The 18,724-nt window shown below is 64.0% G+C and carries 13 protein-coding genes; 6 read left to right on the forward strand and 7 right to left on the reverse strand.

Going from position 1 to position 18,724, the window contains the following annotated elements; translation table 11 throughout:
* Nucleotide 1: 1 nt before the first annotated feature.
* From BVH01_RS04850 to BVH01_RS04860, 3 genes are all read left to right on the forward strand, one after another.
* A complete protein-coding gene (locus tag BVH01_RS04850; RefSeq protein WP_075929251.1) occupies nucleotides 2–976 on the forward strand; it encodes an ABC transporter ATP-binding protein in 975 nt (324 codons plus the stop codon).
* Nucleotides 976–1,947 (forward strand): peptide ABC transporter ATP-binding protein, encoded by a 972-nt coding sequence (locus BVH01_RS04855; RefSeq protein ID WP_075929252.1) that lies wholly within the window; start codon nucleotides 976–978, stop codon nucleotides 1,945–1,947. The genes BVH01_RS04850 and BVH01_RS04855 overlap by 1 nt, the downstream gene beginning before the upstream one ends.
* 165 nt (nucleotides 1,948–2,112) lie before the next feature.
* On the forward strand, nucleotides 2,113–4,347 hold the full coding sequence (locus BVH01_RS04860; protein ID WP_075929253.1) for a TonB-dependent receptor domain-containing protein: 2,235 nt from the start codon (nucleotides 2,113–2,115) through the stop codon (nucleotides 4,345–4,347).
* Between the two features lie 86 nt (nucleotides 4,348–4,433).
* Here the strand turns inward: BVH01_RS04860 and BVH01_RS04865 are convergent, their stop codons facing one another.
* The 7 genes from BVH01_RS04865 to rtcR all read right to left on the reverse strand — a co-directional run bounded on the left by BVH01_RS04865 (nucleotide 4,434) and on the right by rtcR (nucleotide 15,459).
* On the reverse strand, nucleotides 4,434–6,956 hold the full coding sequence (locus tag BVH01_RS04865; RefSeq protein WP_075929254.1) for a sulfite reductase flavoprotein subunit alpha: 2,523 nt from the start codon (nucleotides 6,954–6,956) through the stop codon (nucleotides 4,434–4,436).
* 425 nt (nucleotides 6,957–7,381) lie between these two features.
* A complete protein-coding gene (locus BVH01_RS04870) occupies nucleotides 7,382–9,604 on the reverse strand; it encodes a TonB-dependent siderophore receptor (protein ID WP_075929255.1) in 2,223 nt (740 codons plus the stop codon).
* Between the two features lie 143 nt (nucleotides 9,605–9,747).
* Nucleotides 9,748–10,842, reverse strand: a complete 1,095-nt coding sequence (locus tag BVH01_RS04875; RefSeq protein ID WP_075929256.1) for an alpha-hydroxy acid oxidase — start codon at nucleotides 10,840–10,842, stop codon at nucleotides 9,748–9,750.
* A 2-nt stretch (nucleotides 10,843–10,844) separates the two neighbouring features.
* The gene (locus tag BVH01_RS04880; protein ID WP_075929257.1) at nucleotides 10,845–11,525 is read right to left on the reverse strand and encodes a Fe2+-dependent dioxygenase; all 681 of its coding nucleotides are present in this window, start codon (nucleotides 11,523–11,525) and stop codon (nucleotides 10,845–10,847) included.
* A 148-nt stretch (nucleotides 11,526–11,673) separates the two neighbouring features.
* Nucleotides 11,674–12,138 carry a hypothetical protein gene (locus tag BVH01_RS04885; RefSeq protein WP_139317774.1) on the reverse strand — a complete coding sequence of 155 codons (465 nt, stop codon included), beginning with the start codon at nucleotides 12,136–12,138 and terminating at the stop codon, nucleotides 11,674–11,676.
* A gap of 186 nt (nucleotides 12,139–12,324) precedes the next feature.
* Nucleotides 12,325–13,659 carry an NADP-specific glutamate dehydrogenase gene (gene gdhA, locus BVH01_RS04890; protein WP_075929259.1) on the reverse strand — a complete coding sequence of 445 codons (1,335 nt, stop codon included), beginning with the start codon at nucleotides 13,657–13,659 and terminating at the stop codon, nucleotides 12,325–12,327.
* Nucleotides 13,660–13,854: 195 nt separating this feature from the next.
* Entirely contained in the window at nucleotides 13,855–15,459 is a 1,605-nt protein-coding gene (gene rtcR / locus BVH01_RS04895) for an RNA repair transcriptional activator RtcR (RefSeq protein WP_075929260.1), read from the reverse strand.
* Nucleotides 15,460–15,735: 276 nt separating this feature from the next.
* On the opposite strand from rtcR, the gene BVH01_RS04900 reads away from it, so the two are divergent.
* Genes BVH01_RS04900 through BVH01_RS04910 form a run of 3 tightly spaced genes read left to right on the forward strand, consistent with a single transcriptional unit; the run spans nucleotide 15,736 to nucleotide 18,714 of the window.
* Complete coding sequence (locus tag BVH01_RS04900; RefSeq protein WP_075929261.1) at nucleotides 15,736–16,125, forward strand: zinc-ribbon domain-containing protein; 390 nt, start codon at nucleotides 15,736–15,738, stop codon at nucleotides 16,123–16,125.
* 4 nt (nucleotides 16,126–16,129) lie between these two features.
* Nucleotides 16,130–17,356 (forward strand): RtcB family protein, encoded by a 1,227-nt coding sequence (locus BVH01_RS04905; RefSeq protein ID WP_075929262.1) that lies wholly within the window; start codon nucleotides 16,130–16,132, stop codon nucleotides 17,354–17,356.
* A 5-nt stretch (nucleotides 17,357–17,361) separates the two neighbouring features.
* Nucleotides 17,362–18,714, forward strand: coding sequence for a HEAT repeat domain-containing protein (locus BVH01_RS04910; RefSeq protein ID WP_083659427.1), 1,353 nt, complete (start codon nucleotides 17,362–17,364; stop codon nucleotides 18,712–18,714).
* The last annotated feature ends 10 nt before the right edge of the window (nucleotides 18,715–18,724 follow it).

An 18,724-nucleotide genomic window follows, 5' to 3' on the forward strand; every position in this document is an offset into this window, starting at 1 on the left:
GATGAGCCTGCTGGAAATAGACAACCTGAGCGTGCGCTTCGGCGACGCCAACGCCGTGCCGGTGGTCGATGGCCTCGACCTGAAAGTCGACAAGGGCGAAGTATTGGCCATCGTCGGCGAGTCCGGCTCCGGCAAGTCGGTGACGATGATGGCGCTGATGGGCCTGATCGATGCCCCCGGCATCGTGCGGGCCGACCGCCTGACGTTCGACGGCACCGACATGCTGACCCTCAAGGGTCGCCAGCGTCGGCACATCGTCGGCAAGGATCTGTCGATGATCTTCCAGGATCCGATGACGGCCCTGAACCCCAGTTTCACCGTCGGTTTCCAGATCGAGGAAGTGCTGCGCCAGCACCTCGGCCTCAAGGGCAAGGCTGCGCGCCAGCGTGCCCTGCAACTGCTCGAACGTGTGGAAATTCCCGGTGCGGCCAGCCGCCTCGACGCCTTCCCGCACCAGCTCTCCGGTGGCATGAGCCAGCGCGTGGCGATCGCCATGGCGATCGCGGCAGAACCCAAGCTGCTGATCGCCGACGAGCCGACCACCGCCCTGGACGTGACCATCCAGGCGCAGATCATGGAGCTGTTGCTCGACCTGCAGCGCGAACAGAACATGGGCCTGGTGCTGATCACTCACGACCTGGCCGTGGTCGCCGAAACCGCCAACCGGGTTTGCGTGATGTACGCAGGGCAAGCGGTGGAGCTGGGCCAGGTGCCGGCGCTGTTCGACGCGCCGACCCACCCGTACACCGAAGCGCTGATCAAGGCGATCCCCGAACACAGCCTGGGCGCCACGCGCCTGTCGACCCTGCCCGGCATCGTTCCCGGCCGCTACGACCGACCCAAAGGCTGCCTGCTGTCGCCGCGCTGCCCCTACGTGCAGCCCAAGTGCCGCGAACAGCGCCCAGCCCTGGAACCCCACGAGCGCGGCGCGGTGCGCTGCTATTTCCCGCTCAATCTGAATGCCGAGGTGGCGTGATGACGACTGTCCTGAACGCACGCCAACTGACGCGTCACTATTCCGTGTCCCAGGGCCTGTTCAAGCCTGCCGCTACGGTGCAGGCGCTAAATGGTGTGTCCTTCGAATTGCAGGCCGGCAAGACCCTGGCCGTGGTCGGCGAATCCGGCTGCGGCAAATCCACCCTGGCCCGCGCCCTGACCCTGATCGAGGAGCCCACCTCGGGCTCGCTGCAGATCGCCGGGCAGGAAGTCAACGGCGCCAGCGCGCAGACCCGCAAGCAACTGCGCCGCGACGTGCAGATGGTTTTCCAGAACCCCTACGCCTCGCTCAACCCGCGGCAGAAGATCGGTGATCAACTGGCCGAACCGCTGTTGATCAACACCAGCCTGTCGCGCGCCGAACGCCGCGAAAAGGTGCAGGCGATGATGAACCAGGTCGGCCTGCGCCCGGAGCACTACCAGCGCTACCCGCACATGTTCTCCGGCGGTCAGCGCCAGCGTATCGCCCTGGCCCGCGCCATGATGCTCAACCCCAAGGTGCTGGTGGCGGACGAACCGACTTCGGCGCTGGACGTGTCGATCCAGGCCCAGGTGCTCAACCTGTTCATGGACCTGCAGGAAGAGTTCAAGACCGGCTACGTGTTCATCTCCCACAACCTGTCGGTGGTGCGCCACGTCGCCGACGACGTGCTGGTGATGTACCTTGGGCGCCCCGCCGAGATCGGCCCCAGCGAGCGGCTCTACGAGCGCCCGTTGCACCCGTACACCAAGGCGCTGCTGTCGGCCACGCCGACCATCCATCCGGACCCGAGCAAACCGAAGATCAAGATCGTCGGCGAGCTGCCCAACCCGCTCAACCCGCCACCGGGCTGCCCGTTCCACAAGCGCTGCCCCTACGCCACCGAGCGATGCCAGACCGAGCTGCCGCTACTGCGCCCGCTCGATGGCCGGGAAGTGGCCTGCCACCACGCGGAAACCATCAACAGCTGAGGCGAACGCTCGCGGCCCTTACAAAAGCTTACAACGCTGCAAGGGCCGCGTTCTCTCCATGCGGGAGCTGAAGATACAAGCGGTTACGATCAACTGAGAACCAAGTTCAACTAACAATAATTATCATCCCGAGCGGAATTCGCATAACCACTCAGGATGAATACGATGCACAGCCCTTCCCGCCGCTCCTTGCTGGCCACTGCCATCACCTTCGCCGGCGCGCTAAGCGCTACCGCCCAGGCCAACGAGCCCATGGTCCTCGACAACGTGGTGGTCTCGGCTTCCGGGTTCGAGCAGAAAGTGGCCGAAGCCCCCGCCAGCATCAGCGTGATCAGCCAGCAAGACCTGCAACAGAAACGCTATGCCAACCTGGCCCAAGCCCTCGAAGATGTCGAAGGCGTGGATGTGCGCCAGGGCACCGGCAAGACGGGTGGGTTGGACATCAGCATTCGCGGCCTGCCCAGCGACTACACCTTGATCCTCATCGATGGCCGCCGGCAAAACACGGCGGGCAACGTCACCCCCAATGGTTTCAACGAGACCTCGACCAGCTTCATGCCACCGATGTCGGCCATCGACCGCATCGAAGTGATCCGCGGCCCGATGTCGACCCTTTACGGTTCTGATGCAATGGGTGGCGTGGTCAATATCATCACCCGCAAAGTGAGTGATCAATGGGGTACATCCCTGAGCGTGGATCACACGCTGCAGGAAAACAGCGACTACGGCGCCGCCAGCAGCACCAGCCTGTACACGAGCGGGCCACTGGTCGAGAACCTGCTCGGCCTGACATTACGTGGCAGCTTCCACAACCGTGAAGAGTCCGACCTGACCTTCGACAATGGCAGCACCGTCAGCAAGCGCGGCGCATCGCCCGTGGAGGGTCGGAACACCACGCTGGGCGCGCGCCTGACGCTCACCCCCAACGAAGATCATGACTTCTCCGTGGATGTCGATAGAGCGCGCCAGGTGTACAACAACGACAACTGCCAGCTCGGCAACCTCGACGGCAAGAGCGGAGGCAGTGCCACCCAGGGATGCACCACGGATGCTCCCACCACCATCAACGGCTACAAGGATGAACTGCGCTTCGAACGCGAACAGGTCGCCCTCATACATACCGGGCGCTTCAGCTTCGGCACCCTGGACAGCAGCGTGAGCCACAACACCACCGAAACTATCGGCCGCACCGTACCTGGCCGCCTTGGCGTCGCCTACACCGGCTACCCGAGGATCGTCGGCGGCAACGACCGCACGCTGAAGTCCACCGACCTCATATTCGACACCAAGCTGGTCAGCCCCATCGGGGACGCCCACACCGCCACCATCGGCGGCCAATACTGGGACGCCGAAGTCGAGGACGGTATCGCCAGCGAGAAATTCCAGCAGACCTCATGGGCGCTTTTCATCGAGGACGAATGGCGCCTGCGTGATGACCTGGCACTCACCCTCGGCGCCCGCTATGAAGACCACGAAGCGTTCGGTGGCCATGTGAGCCCAAGGGCGTATCTGGTATGGAACACCACCGACAACTGGACGATGAAGGGCGGCATCAGCAGAGGTTACAAGACGCCGACGCTGAATCAGTTGCATGACGGCATCAATGGCGTCACCTCGCAGGGGGCACGTATCACCATCGGCAGCCCCCATCTCGAACCGGAAATCACGACCAATACCGAGTTCGGCGTTTACTACGACAGCCATGCAGGCTTCGATGCCAATGCCACGCTGTTCCACAACAAATTCGAGGACAAGATCGACGATGGATCGCCGATCCCCAACTGCTTCTCCGCCATCGATCCGAATCAACCGGGCTGCGTCAGTTACGGCTCTGCCTTCACCCAGGCGGATTTCTCGCAAAGCATCAACGTGGGCAAGGCTCAGACCAAGGGCCTAGAGCTGGCCGGGCGCTGGGAGTTCGTGCCCTCGTGGACGCTGGCCATGAACTACACCTACACCGACAGCGAGCAGAAAAGCGGTGACAACAAGGGCGCCCCGCTGACCAACACGCCCGAGCACATGGCCCATGCCCGCCTCAGTTGGTTGGCCAATGAGCGCCTGACGCTGTGGTTCAAGGGTGAATACCGCGGCGAGCGGGCACGCTTCACCGACCGCTACGAAAACCTAACCGCCGCCAACCGTGCGGTACAGGATCAAGTTGGCGACCTGAAGGCCTATCAGGTCTTCCATCTCGGCGGCTCGTACCGTGCCACGGACAACCTCACCCTCAACGCGACGCTGTACAACGCCTTCGACAAGGACTTCGCCAAAGGCAAGCTGTACACCACCAACACTGGCACCACGGCCTGGGCATCCGAGTACATTCAGACGGCTCAGTCCACCACGGGTACCCTGGAAGAAGGCCGGCGCCTTTGGCTTTCGGCCAATATCACCTTCTAACCTAAGGTGCCGTCACGGAGCCATCGCAGGCCCCGTGACGGCCCCTTCGTTCCGGGCATTAGCGCCGACAACTGTCGGCCTAAGCCTCAATAGACATCGCGCCGATAGCGGCCCTGCTCGAGCAACTCGTCGACGGCATCGTCACTCAGTACCTCTCGCAGCACTCGGTCCACGCCACCGGCCATTCCCTGCAAACTGCCGCATACGTAGACGGCGGCACCACCTGCAATCCACGCCCGCAGTTCATCGGCCGCCTCGCGCAGGCGATCCTGCACATAGAGCCGCTGAGCCTGGTCGCGTGAAAAGGCCAGATCCAGTCGCTGTAGCTGCCCGCCTTCGAACCAGGCCTGCAACTCGTCACGGCAGTAGAAGTCATGCTCGGCATTGCGCTCGCCGAACAACAGCCAGTTGCGCGCGTGCCCGGCGGCGATGCGCGCCTTGAGCAGGCTGCGCAGGCCAGCGAGCCCGGTGCCATTGCCGATCAGGATCAGCGGGCGATCATCTTCAGGGGCATGGAAACCACTGTTACGGCGTACCCGCGCCAGCAACTGCGCGCCCATCGGCAGGTGCTCGGTCAGCCAGCCGGAACCGGCGCCCAGTTCGCCATTGGCCAGGTACTGCTGACGCACGATCAGCTCCAGCACGCCATCTTCGCGCAGCGAGGCAATCGAGTATTCGCGGCTCGGCAGAGGCACCAGCGCCTCGAGCAGCGCCTGAGCATGCAGGCCGACCAGATGACTGACGCTGTACGGCAACTGGCGAGCGGCCAATGCCTCAGCCAGCGTATGGCCCAGCGGTTCGATGACGACGGACGCCAGCGCCTGCAAACCGTGGGCTTGCAACCAGCGCTGCACCTGCGCTTCACCGTTGCGCGGGAGGATTTCCAAGATATCGCCCGCCTGCCACTGGGCACCGGCCGGCGGCTGCAAGCCAACCAGCCAGGTTCCCGCGCCCTGGCTGCCCGGGTTCAGGCAATGACGCTCGCGCAGCCCCCAGCCATCGAACGGCACCTGCTGCACGGCCAGAGGCTGCACGCCGGTCAGCTCGGCTAGCTGCCGCTGCCAATGCTGTAGCGCCTGCTGATCGTCACCATCCACCTCGATACGCTCGCCCAGGCGCTGCGCACCGCGGCTGGCCAGCCAGTCGTCGAGGCGCCGGGCGAAGCCGCAGAACTGCGTGTACTGGCGATCCCCCAGGGCCAGCACCGCATAGCGCAGGCCAGGCAGATCCAGCGTTGCCGTCAGCCACTGACGCTCTGCACCGCGGGCGCTGTCCGGCGCCTCGCCGTCGCCAAAGGTGCTGAGCACCAGCAAAGCGCGGGGTGTGGCGCTGAGCCTGGCGGTGTCGATACGCGCCAGCGGCTGCACTTCCACCGCCATGCCGGCGGCCTGCAACTGCCCGGCGGTTTGCCAGGCCAATTGTTCGGCAAAACCGCTCTGGCTGGCAAAGCCCACCAGCCAGGGCTCCCCGCCCTCGCCCCCTACAAGTGCCTGTCGAGCAGCCAGCGCTGCACGCTTCTTGCGGCGCCTGTCCAGGTACAGCAGCAGGCCGGTGACGAAGAACAGCGGCATCAGCAGGCTGGCGACCATCATCAGGATGCGCCCGGTCATGCCGAAGTATTCGCCGGTGTGCAAGGCGTAAACACTGGCCAGCAACCGCGCCTTGAACGACTTGTCAGCGTAACGCTCGACCTGTTTAGCCTCGCCGGTCAGCGGGTCGAGCTGCATCTGGTCGAAGGCGCGGGTGTGCTCGGCGTCGCGCAGCATGAAGAATACCCGCGCCGGCTGGCCGGCCGCATTGGGCAACTGCAGGCTGTAAACGCCAAGCCGGTTCCCGGCCGTACGCTGGATGCCCTGCCAGAGGTTTGCGTAGTTCACCGGCGGCATCGCTTGCCCTTCGGGTGGTGGCCCGCGACGACCGCGCTCTTCGCCAGCAACCCGGGGTTTGTCGCTGAGCAGGCTTTCCAGACCACTGCGGTACCAGTCGTAGGACCAATACAGCCCGGTCAGCGCCGCACACAGGTAAAGCGGCAGGCACCAGGTGCCGACCACCGCGTGCAAGTCCCAATTGAAGGCGCGGCCCTTCTTGGCCCAATCGAACGTCAGCCAGGCGCGCCAGCTCCACACCTTGCGCGGCCAGCGCAGGTAAAGCCCGGACAGGCAGAAGAACACCAGGGCGATGGTGCAGGCACCGGTGATCTGCCGACCGCTCTGGCCCATGGCGAGAAAGCGATGCAGCTGCAGCATCAGGCCGAAGAACTGCAGGCCCCGCGGCTCACCCAGGGATTGGGCGCTGTAAGGGTCGACGAAGCGTATGCCGCCCCGCCGCTCGCCGGGCGGCGGGGTCAGGAACACCCGCGTCGGTTGGCCGCCCTCGGTGTCCACGTAGAGCCCGGATACGCTGAGCCCCTGAGCCTGCAAGCGCTCGACCATTTCGCCCGGTGGCAGCACTTCACCCGCCTGAGCGTTCACCGCCATCTCGGGGTTGATCGCCAGCAGGATCTCTTCCTGAAAGCTGTACAGCGCGCCGGTCACGCCCATCAGGGCCAGCACCAGCCCGGCGGTGATGCCGAAAAACCAGTGCAGTTGGAACAAGACTTTCTTGAACACGATTAACACTCAGCAGATGGACACGACTCGAAGCCGCGCGATCATAGGGTCTGTTGCCGTTTCACGCACGACCGCGCCTGAGCCCGTTTTGCCGCGAGGCATGGCAAGAGCCGCAGAGTTTAGCGGTCTAAATGAGCCGGCGAGAAACGCCGCATCGCGGCAAAACGCGCACGGCCCTTCAGGTTGCGCGGGAAACCTCGCCATGCGTCGTTGGAGGACTTGGCAAGGGAAAAACCATTCCCTGCGTCCTCCGCCTAGCCTGGCAAGGTTTCTCGCGACAACGCGGCTCGCGTTGAAACGGCAACAGACCCTAGATGAGAAGCATTCGAAATGCTCGATATTTACTCGCCTTTTACAACCAGTCGACCGCCACACAGGCAAAAGCCCCGTCGACGCCAGGCGTCGACGGGGCTCGGTGGCGCCGGTCAGAAGCTGTAGGTCGCCGACAGCAGCGTCGAACGGCCATCGCCATACTCGATGGCCGACGAGCGTGCCGCGGCACCGGCCTGCTGACGCACGCGCTCGACATAATCCTCATCGAACAGGTTGTTCACGTTGAGCTGCAGGTCGAGGTTCTCGTTGACCTTGTAGCCGACCATGGCGTTGTGCAGCCAGTAGTCGTCCAGCTTGGCGCGAGTGCTGGACGTCACGTTGCGCTCGCTGACATAGCGAGCGCCGTAGCCGATGCTCCAGCCCGCCGGCAGCTGGTAGGTGGTCCACAGGTTGAAGGAGCGCGGCGGCGTGTTGCCCAGCGCCTGGCCTTCACGCGCGGCACCGGCAGGCGTGTCGGCGGCCTCGAGGGTTTCGCTATCAAGGAAGGTGTAGTTGGCGAACACGTCCCATTGCTCGGTCACGTGGCCGGTCAGGCCCAACTCGAAGCCGTCGACACGCTGCTTGCCGGCCAGTTGCGTGGAGCCGTCGGACATGGTTTCCCGTGCGTTGCTCTTCTCCACACGGAACACCGCGGCGTCCAGCTCCACGCGGCGCTCGAACAGCTCCCACTTGGTGCCCAGTTCCCAGGTTTCGTTCTTCTCGGGGTCGAGGTTGGCGGTAGCGATGGTCAGGCCACCGCCCGACGAGGCCAGGTTTTCGGCCGACGGGTTGAAGGAGTTGCCCCAGGCGACGTAGAAGCGGCCGTTTTCCACCGGTTTGTAGACCAGACCGAGACGGCTGCTGGCCTTGCGATCATTGGAATCGAAGCGCGTGGTCGGCTGGTGAGTGGCGTCGAAAGCCCGCGCCTGGCCGTCCATCCAGTCCACCCGCACGCCGCCGTTGACGTCCCATTGCTCGTTGAGCGCGATGGTGTCGAACAGGTAGATGGCCTTATCGACCAGCTTGGTCTCGGTATAGCCGCTGTTCGCCTTGTTGGTGGCGCCGGCCCAGTGACCAGGTGGGTTGCCGAGATCGAAAATCGGATAAGGCGCCGCGCTCGTCAGGTTGTAACTGTAGGTGCGCAGGTCGAGGGTCTCGCGGGAGATCTCCGCGCCGACCACCAGGTTGTGGGCCAGCCCGAAGGTATCGAAGGCGGCCTTGAAGTTGGTCTGGTTGATCCACATCTCGGTCTCGGCGTCACGGCCGTAACCCTGCGGGCCAGCCGGGCGATAGCTGCCGGCCGGCACCCCGGTGGTGTTGACGTGTGAGGCGGAAACCGTGGTGTCGCGGTTGACCAGGCTGTAGCGGGTCAGGTTCTGGATGCTCAGGCTGTCGTTGAAATCGTGCTCGAAGTTGGCGGTGAATGCGCTTTGCTCGATCTCTTCCTTGTCCAGGTTCTTCCAGCCGAAGTAGGCCTCGCGATCGACACCGGCCAGGCGCTTGCCATCCAGGGCCGGCACGCCGTAATCGGGCAGGTTGTCGTCTTGCTGATGATGCAGGCTGAGGGTCAGCCGGGTCGACTCGCTGAAACCCAGGCGTAGCGACGGCGCGATCCCCCAGCGCTCGCGATCGATCTCGTCGCGACCGGCGACATCGTTCTGGTGGCCCATCAGGTTCAGGCGCACGGCGCTGTCGGTACCCACGCCGTCGAGCGGCTGGTTGGTGTCCAGGGTCATGCGGTAGTAGTTGTCGGTACCGACGCTGCCGCCGATGCGGGTGAAGGCGCGCTCCTGCGGCTGCTTGCTGATCACATTGATGCTGCCGCCAGTGGTGCCGGCACCACCGAATACCGAGTTCGGCCCTTTGATGACCTCGACCTGATCGATGTTGAAGGTGTCGGTACGGCTGGTCTGGGCGCTGTCACGCAGGCCGTCGATCTGCATGTTGGCATTGGCACTGAAGCCGCGGATGTTGATGCTGTCGCCCGAACCGCCGCCGCCCTCACCGGCGTTGAAGGTGATACCCGATACGTTGGACAGCACCTGGCGCAGGCTCAGGGCCTGCTGTTCCTCGATGACTTTCTTCGGCACCACGGTGATGGTCTGCGGGGTATCCAGCAGCGGTGTGGTGATCTTCGCGGAGGCGGATTGCTCGACCTTGGAGCTTTCCGCTTCCTGGGCCTGGATCCGAACGTCGCCCAGTTCCAGCGAGCCGGCCTTGGTAACGGTTTCGGCGGCCAGGGCGCTGCAGGCACAGGAGGCCAGGGCGAAGCCGATGGCAGAAGCGAGCAGGCAGGGTTGTGGACGGCGGGTCAGCGTTTTTCTTGTGTGTTGCATGATGTGTCTCCCCAGAAAGCCGGGAATAATAATTGATAATTATTATCATGCAACAACAATAATCATTCGAATCTGTATGTATAGCGACCGTGTTTCGACCGGCCAGCTCCAACACCAATTTCTTCGAATGAAATGCCCCGCGATCAGCGGGCCAGCACGCGCTTGTCGATGGCCGCAAGGTCGCGACACCCGGTCAGGGCCATCGCCACTTCCAGCTCGGCGCGCAGCAGTTGAATGACATGCGCCACCCCCGCCGCGCCAGCCGCCGCCAGCCCATGGATGTAAGGCCTGCCGATCAGCACCGCGTCGGCGCCAAGGGCGAGGGCCTTGAGAACGTCGGTACCGCGACGAATGCCACCGTCGAACAACAGCGGCAGGCGGCCCTGCAGCGCATCGGCAATCGGCTCCAGGCAGTCGAGGCTGGCCGCCATGCCGTCGAGCGTGCGGCCACCGTGATTGGACACGATCAGGCCGTCCGCGCCCTGCTCCAGCGCTTCGCGGGCGTCCTCCACGTCGGTCACGCCCTTGAGCAACAACGGCAAGCGGGTGATCGAGCGCAGCCAGCGGATGTCCGCCCAGGTCGGCGCTGCGGCGAGCAGGCTACCGCCCAGCAGCAAAGCGCCATTGCTTGCCGCCGGCTGCGCGACGGGCGCGCGCATGCCCTGCAGATTGACCGCCTGCACGTCGGCCGGCAGCACGAAGCCGGCACGTTGCTCGCGGTTGCGCACGCCGTTGACCGGCGCATCCACGGTCAGTACCAACGCGCGATAGCCGGCCGCTTCGGCGCGCCGTACCAAGGCTTCGGTGAAGGCACGATCGGGCTGGATGTACAACTGGAACCACAGCGGGTTGCTGGCCGCAGCGGCGATGTCCTCGAGGCTCGTGGTGGCCTGGGTGCTGACGATCATCCCGGCCTGCAGAGCGGCGGCGGCCATCACCGTGGCCAGTTCGCCGTCCGGGTGGGCGAGCTTCTGAAAGGCCACCGGCGCCAGCAGAATCGGAAAATCGTGGGTCACCCCGAACAATTCCCGGCGCGTGTGCCCACCGCTCAGGTCGCGCAATATGCGGCTGCGCAAACGCAGGCACTGGAACGCCTCCAGATTGGCCTGCAGAGTCAGCTCATCGGCCACGCCACCATTGACGTAGGCCCAGGCCGGCTCGCTCATGCGCGCCTGGGCGTAGGGTTGGTAATCGCTGACCGAAACGATGCTCGGGGGAATCTGCTGCAGCTTTTCCATGCTCAGGTGTTCGCCCAGTGCCGCAACAGGTTGTGGTACACGCCAGTCAGGCGAACCACCTCGGAGCTTTCCGGCAACTGCTGGCTGATGCCCTGGATGGCCTGATCCAGCTCGAACAGCATGCTGCGCTGGCCATCCTCGCGCACCAGGCTCTGGATCCAGAAGAACGAGGCGAAGCGTACGCCACGGGTAACGGGCATCACCCGGTGCAGGCTGGTGCCGGGATACAGCACCAGGTGCCCGGCAGGCAGCTTGACGCTGTGACTGCCGTAGGTGTCCTCGATCACCAGCTCGCCGCCGTTGTATTCATCCGGCTCGCTAAAGAACAGGGTGGCCGACAGGTCGCTGCGCACCCGGTGCGGCGTGCCTGGCACGCTGAAGATGGCGTTGTCCACATGGCTGCCATAGGTGCCGCCGCCGGCGTAGCGGTTGAAACGCGGTGGCAACACCTTGAGCGGCAGCGCAGCGGCGACGAAGCGCGGGTTGGCGCCCAGGCAATCGACGATGAAGTCGCCGATTTGTATCGCCAGCGGATCATCCTGGGCCAGTTGCTGGTTGTCCTTGGCGCGCTGGGCGACATGCCCGGCCGTGCCGCGACCATCCTGCCAGGCGCCCTGCTCCAGCGCGACACGGCACTGGCGCAGCTGCTCGGGCGCCAGCACATTGGGGATGGTCAACATCATGAACGGAATCTCGCGAACGCCTAGTAGAGAATGATTCTAAGGCGCAACAATCCGGCGAGAGAAGCCAGCACATGAAAAATAAACGCCTGCACCGAATCCAGAGCAGGCGCAGCGGTATCCAGAAAGGAAAGGCAGCGTCATCAGCGGATCAGCGCAAACGCCACATCTCGAACGGCTTGGCCAACACGAACAGATCGCGGGCGACGCTTTCCGGGTACTGGTCGAACGGCGGGGCGTCGGGCAGGTACAGCGCCGCGGCATCGAGGGTCGACAGCGAGAACTCCGGCTCCACACCAGCGGCCTGGAATAGCCCGATGACCGCCTCGACTTCCGCCGCGCAGCTGCAATTGACCCGGCGCCCGGCGTAGAAGGCGTTGAGCTGGTCGCAGACCTTCTCGGCAGCCAGGCCGGTGGCCTCGGCTTCGAGCAGCGACAGGCCGAGGTCTTCCTCGCAGGCCGCATCCAGGGTGATGGGGCTGGCCGTCGGTTTGACGATGGCGGACATGCTCGTGCCTGGCACCGCGGCACCGATTTCGATGGGGAAAGGCCCCTGCACGCTCTCGTAGAAGCGAACCGCCATGGCGCCTTCGAGCATTCCTGGGATCTGTTTCATGACACGACTCTCGTTGTTCCAGTGGTGTTGCCAACACGCGCGGCGCCATCCTGCGCCGCGACGGGAGGGCATTGTCGGCACCTTGTGTGTACGAGTCGTGACAATGAGCGCATCTCGCCGACCAGCCGTCGGCAAAATGGCTGGGGGTGAAGGCGCAGCAGGATTGCCCTACTGCGCGTGCGGCGGTCAGACCACGCCTTGGGCCAGCATGGCGTCGGCCACCTTGACGAAGCCGGCGATGTTGGCGCCTTTGACGTAGTTGATGCCGCCATTCTCCTCGCCGTGACGCACGCAAGCGTTGTGGATGGACTGCATGATGCCGTGCAGCTTCTCGTCCACCTCGCCCTCGCTCCAGTGCAGGCGCATGGCGTTCTGCGACATTTCCAGCCCGCTGACCGCCACGCCACCGGCGTTGGAGGCCTTGCCCGGGGCGAACAGGGTGCCGTGCTCGATGAACAGGTCCACCGCGTCCAACGTGGTCGGCATGTTGGCGCCCTCGGCCACGCACACGCAGCCATTGCCGAGCAGTGCCCGGGCGTCGTCGAGGTTCAGCTCGTTCTGGGTCGCGCAGGGCAGTGCGATGTCGCACGCCAGGCCCCAGGGACGTTGGCCGGCCTGGAAGCGCAACGCGCCGCCGTCCAGTTCGCTCAGGCGGCCACGCTTCTGGTTCTTCAGCGCCATCACGTCCTGCCAATGCTGCTCGCTGAAGCCCTCTTCGACATACAACGTGCCTTCGGAATCGGAGAAGGAAATCACCTTGCCGCCCAGGTCCATGACCTTGCGCGCGGCGTACTGCGCCACGTTGCCGGAACCGGAGATGGCCACGCGCTGGCCATCGAAGTTGCGACCGCGGGTCTTGAGCATTTCTTCGGCGAAATACACGCAGCCGTAGCCAGTGGCTTCCGGGCGGATCAGGCTGCCGCCGTAGGTCAGGCCCTTGCCGGTCAGCACCGAGGTGAACTCGTTGGCCAGGCGCTTGTACTGGCCGAACAGGTAACCGATCTCGCGGCCACCGACGCCGATGTCACCGGCCGGCACATCCAGGTTGGCGCCGATGTGACGGTACAGCTCGGTCATGAACGACTGGCAGAAACGCATCACCTCGGCGTCGCTCTTGCCCTTGGGGTCGAAGTCAGCCCCGCCCTTGCCGCCGCCCATGGGCAGCGAGGTCAGAGAGTTCTTCAGGGTCTGCTCGAAGGCCAGGAACTTGAGCACGCTCAGGTTCACCGAGGGGTGAAAGCGCAGGCCGCCCTTGTACGGGCCTATGGCGCTGTTCATCTGGATGCGGAAACCACGGTTGACCTGCACACGCCCGCCATCATCGACCCACGGCACGCGGAACAGCACGGCACGCTCCGGCTCGACCAGACGCTCGACGATGCCTGCCTCCAGGTAACGCGGGTTGGCTTGCAGGAACGGCCACAGGCTACGCAACACTTCCTCCACCGCCTGGTGGAACTCGGGCTGGTGAGGATCGCGTTGTTTCAGGCGTTCGAGGAAATGATCGACGGACATGCTCATGGCAGACTCCCTGGCGTCTTGCTGCGCCGCGCAATGAAAAGTGGCGGGACTCTAACAAGAACGCCATGCCCTTAAAAAGGGCAAAATGACGCCTTTATGAAACTTTTTGGTGCTTTATTGTAAATCGATCCGCGAAAGCAGGGCTTTCACAAACCAAAACAACGCACCAAATCAGCCTCATCGCGCACCATAAAATCACTCCTCCCGGATGGACTGCCAGCTCAAGCCGAAGCGCGCCAGGTACTTGCGCAGGCGATCCGCATCGTTGGGCTGCGCCTTGGCCTGACGGCTGATATCGAACAAACGCCTGCCAGCCTCTGACAGGCTACCTGTCTGCCGACAGATATCGATCACCGCCTGCAATTGCAGACGGTCGAACAGGTCGGTATCACCTGCGGCCTCGCCCAGCAGAGTCGACAGGTCATCCTCCGCGCCCAGAACGCCCCAGGCACGCCGCAGCCGCTCGATCTCTTCCTGTACCTGGGCCTCGTCGATGCGGCCGCTGTCGGCCAGGGTCGCCATGCGCGTGATCGAGGCCGACAGCTCGCGGAAGTTGCCCTGCCAGGCGGCTTCGCCGGAGCTGGCGAAGGCCAGGTAGCGGCGCCGCGCCTCCAGGTTGAAGCGCACCATTCGCCCCTGTTCGCGCGCATGGCGCTCGAGCTCGAAGTCGATGTTCGGCTCGATGTCTTCGCGGCGCCCGGCCAGCCCCGGCAGCTCGAAAGTCCACAGATTGATGCGCGCATAGAGGTCTTCACGAAACAGCCCTTCGGCGACCCGTGCGCGCAAGTCGCGATGGGTGCCGGCGATCAGCAGGAAATCGCTGCTCACCTCCTTGTCCGCGCCCATGGGAAAGAAGCGTTTTTCCTCGACGGCCTTGAGCAGCATGGCCTGCTCGTCCAGGCCCAGTTCGCCGATCTCGTCGAGAAACAACATGCCGCCATCGGCGGCGCGCAGCAGGCCATCGCGGGCGTTCTGGGCACCGGTGAAGGCGCCCTTGATGTGCCCGAACAACGCCGACATGGCACCGTCACCGCGCAGGGTCGCGCAGTTGACCTCGACGAAGCGGCCATCGACCAGATGGCGACTACGTTTGAGCTCGTAGACGCGCCGGGCCAGAAACGACTTGCCGGCACCGGTCGGGCCGATCAGCAGCATCGGTGCCGAGGAGCGCACGGCGACCCGCTCGATCTGCTCGATGGAGCGGTTGAACGCCGCGTTGCGCGTGGCGATGCCCGACTTGAGAAACGCCAACCCTTCCAGCCGCTCGTGCTGGAAACGCGTGGCAATACGGTCGTACCGCGACAGGTCGAGGTCGATCAGCGCATGGGTACCGGTGACCTGCGCCTGTTCATCACGCTTGCGCGCCGGCGAGGTCTGTACCAACCGCGCCGGCAGGTAGCGCGCCTCGGTGAGCAGGAACCAGCAGATCTGCGCCACGTGGGTACCGGTGGTGATGTGCACCAGGTAGTCCTCGCGCTCGGTATCGAAGGCATAGCCGCTGGTGAAGTCATGCAGCGCGCCATACACCTCTTCGAAATCCCAGGGGTTGCGCAGGTGCATCGGTTGCAGGCGCACCTCGGTTTCCGGGGAGATCTGCTCGATGTCGGCGCGAATGCGATCGGCCAGGCTGATGTCGCGCGCATCGACGCCGTGAATCAGTTCCAGGCGATCGATCAGCAAATCCGCCTGCTGGCACAGGCCGATACTCGGGCGCCATTTGTTCCAGCGATTGGCGCCCTTGCCGACCCGATCCAGGGTGGCGCCGATGAAGCCGATGGCGACAGTTTTCTTTACTCTCATAGTTTATCCATAGAGATAAATCCTGATATCAGAATATCCAAAACATCAGAAAAAACTAGTCCTCGATCACTTCATGAGAATCTTTTCACAGATAAAAATACATAAATATCAATAGCTTAAAGAATAAACAGCCACCTCTTAAAAAACTGGCACGTCTATCGCTATATCCATCCTGAGCTAATCGCTGATGCCCCCAGGCTCGCAAAAGCTGAATCAGCAATAACGGAGCGCTCGGCCAGGCCTGGAAAGAACCCGCGCAGCGCAGGAGAGGACGCCGTGAAAAGCAACAAACAACGCCGCCGGGAAATCCGCGAGGCACGCGCAAAACGCAAGCTGTGCCAGGCCGCATCGGCCAACTGGCCTGCATGCCAGATGCCGCCACCCGGCAGCATTGCGGTCTACCGCCCCAGCCTGGCGACTTACAACAGCTATGACGAACCGCTTTTCGTCCAGCGCGGTTGGTACCAGGACCTGCCGTTCACCTGCCGCGATTGCGGCGCTGAACAGATCTGGACGGCAACTCAGCAGCGCTGGTGGTACGAAGTGTGTAAAGGGCAGGTATTTTCCACGGCAGTACGCTGCCGGGCCTGTCGATTGAACAAAAGGATTCGCGATGGCCGGGAACGCCCCGACGCCGACCGGGCCATAACGCAAACAGGAGCATGACGATATGAGCGAGAAAACTTACAGCCTGCTGGAAGTCGCGGGCGGCAAGCCGATCAAACTGTGGACGCAAGGCGTTCCGGTCGAGGAAGACGCCAAGCAGCAGCTGATGAACACCGCAAAGATGCCCTTCATCTTCAAGCACCTGGCCGTGATGCCGGACGTGCACCTGGGTAAGGGTTCGACCATCGGCAGCGTGATTCCCACGGTCGGCGCGATCATCCCGGCAGCGGTCGGGGTGGACATCGGTTGCGGGATGATCGCCGCGCGCACCTCGCTGATGGCCCACGACCTGCCGGACAACCTGGCCGGCCTGCGCGCCGCCATCGAGAAGGCGGTACCCCACGGGCGTAGCAATACCCGGGGAGGCCGCGACCGGGGCGCCTGGGAAAACGTGCCGGAGATGGCTGACCATGCCTGGTCGGCGCTGAGCGAGCGCTTCAAGGCGATCACCGACAAGTACCCACGGCTGGAGAAGACCAACAACCGCAAGCACCTGGGAACCCTGGGAACCGGCAACCACTTCGTCGAGGTGTGCCTGGACGAAGCGAATCGGGTCTGGTTCATGCTGCACAGCGGATCGCGCGGCGTGGGTAACGCCATCGGCAACCTGTTCATCGAACTGGCCCAGGCCGATATGCGCCAGCACATCGCCAACCTGCCGGACCGTGACCTGGCCTACTTCGAGGAAGGCAGCCAGCATTTCGCCGACTACGTGGAAGCGGTGGGCTGGGCCCAGGACTTCGCCAAGCAGAACCGCGCGCTGATGATGCACGCGGTGATCACGGCGGCCCGCGGGGTGATCGCCAAGCCGTTCGAGGTGGCGCTGGAAGCGGTGAACTGCCACCACAACTACGTGCAGAAGGAACGTCACTTCGGTGAAGAGGTGCTGGTAACCCGTAAAGGCGCGGTGTCGGCGAAGAAAGGCGAGCTGGGCATCATCCCTGGCTCCATGGGCGCCAAGAGTTTCATCGTGCGCGGCCTGGGTAACGAGGAGGCGTTCTGCTCCTGCAGCCACGGCGCGGGCCGCACCATGAGCCGCACCAAGGCCAAGAAGCTGTTCACCGTGGCAGACCAGATCAAGGCCACGGCCCACGTCGAATGCCGCAAGGACGCCGACGTGATCGACGAAATCCCGATGGCCTACAAGGACATCGACCATGTAATGGACGCCCAGCGCGAGCTGGTGGAAGTGGTGCACACCCTGCGACAGGTGGTGTGCGTTAAAGGATAGCGATTATGAAATACCTGAAAGAATGGCTGCGGCGATTGAAAAACCGCCCGGTCTCCGGCGACTACTGGGAAGACCGTCGCCATCACGAAGCATTGCAAGCCCTCGCTGGCTGTAAGGGCGAAGGCGACTGGCTCACGCTGAGCCGTCATGGCAACGGTTTCGTGCGCGAGGTGGCGGTGCGTGAACTGAGTGAGCTGCCTTCACCAAAAGCCCTGGCCGCTCTGCTCGAACGAGTCAACGATTGGGTGCACCAGGTACGCCAGTTGGCCGATGCAGGCGTACGGCGCTACCTCATAACCGAGCATGCACCGGCTTTACTGTATGCCCTGCAACCGCTGATGGCGCTTGCTGAGCGCCAGCGCGCCGACCACACAGAGACACTGGCGCTAGCCCGCACGGTACTGCAGGGCGCCGAGGTGCGCGATACAGTGCTGGCGGCATTCGTCGTGCATCACGGCAAAAGTGCGCGGTTCCTGTTCGACCTGCTGCTCGAGGCAAGCGACGAGCCCGTTAGCCTGCTAGGCAAGGCACTGGTACATCGCGAGATGACGGTACGCCAGATGGCGGTTTCGGCCTGCCAGAAGCTGCCCGCGGAACAGGCGGTACCGCTGTTGCAGCACGCACTGGCCACGCCCGGTGCCAGCGTGCGGGTCAAGGCCCTTCACGCATTGCTGAGCCTGCTCGACGACCCACGCGAGATGCTGCGCGGCGCCCTGCTGGACGCCTCGCCGGCGGTGCGCAGCCTGGCCCGCTGGGCGGCGCCAAGCTGGCAGCTTGATGCCGGTGAGGTGCTGACTAATCGACTGGACGCAGCCCTGCCAAAGTCCAAGCGCGAATGGCTGGGCGTGCTTGGTCTGGCCAGCGAACTGCAGGTCAGCCTGAATGAGCGCTGGCGCGCTGCTGCGCTACGCTCGCCCATGGCCAGCGTGCGCCTGGCGGCGCTGCCGAGTCTCGGCGACGAGCACCTGAGCGAGCAGTTGGTGATGCTGGACGATCCAGCCGACAAGGTTTTCGCCAAAGCCTGCGAACGTCTGAGCTGCCAGCCCTGGGATGCATTGCAAGCTGAGCTCGACGGCCGCCTGGATCGTGACTGGCAGAGCCTGCCTGACCACCGCCGCGCCGCCCTGATGGCGCTGCGACCACGCTGGCAACAACTGGCCTACCTGCTGCGTCGCCTGGATAGCGATATCCAGCAGCGCGACTACTGGCTGGTGTGGATCGTCAACTGGTGCCAGCAGCAATACCTGATGGTCGACCCGACCACAGCGCCAGCCGAACGGCGCAGGTTGCTTGCCCGGGTTAGCGAATTGCAGGACAGCGGCGCCCTGCCGCCAGGTTGCGTGACGCGCCTGACGTGAAACAACCGCC

This window comes from Pseudomonas sp. PA1(2017) (assembly GCF_001945375.1).
GTDB lineage: Bacteria > Pseudomonadota > Gammaproteobacteria > Pseudomonadales > Pseudomonadaceae > Aquipseudomonas.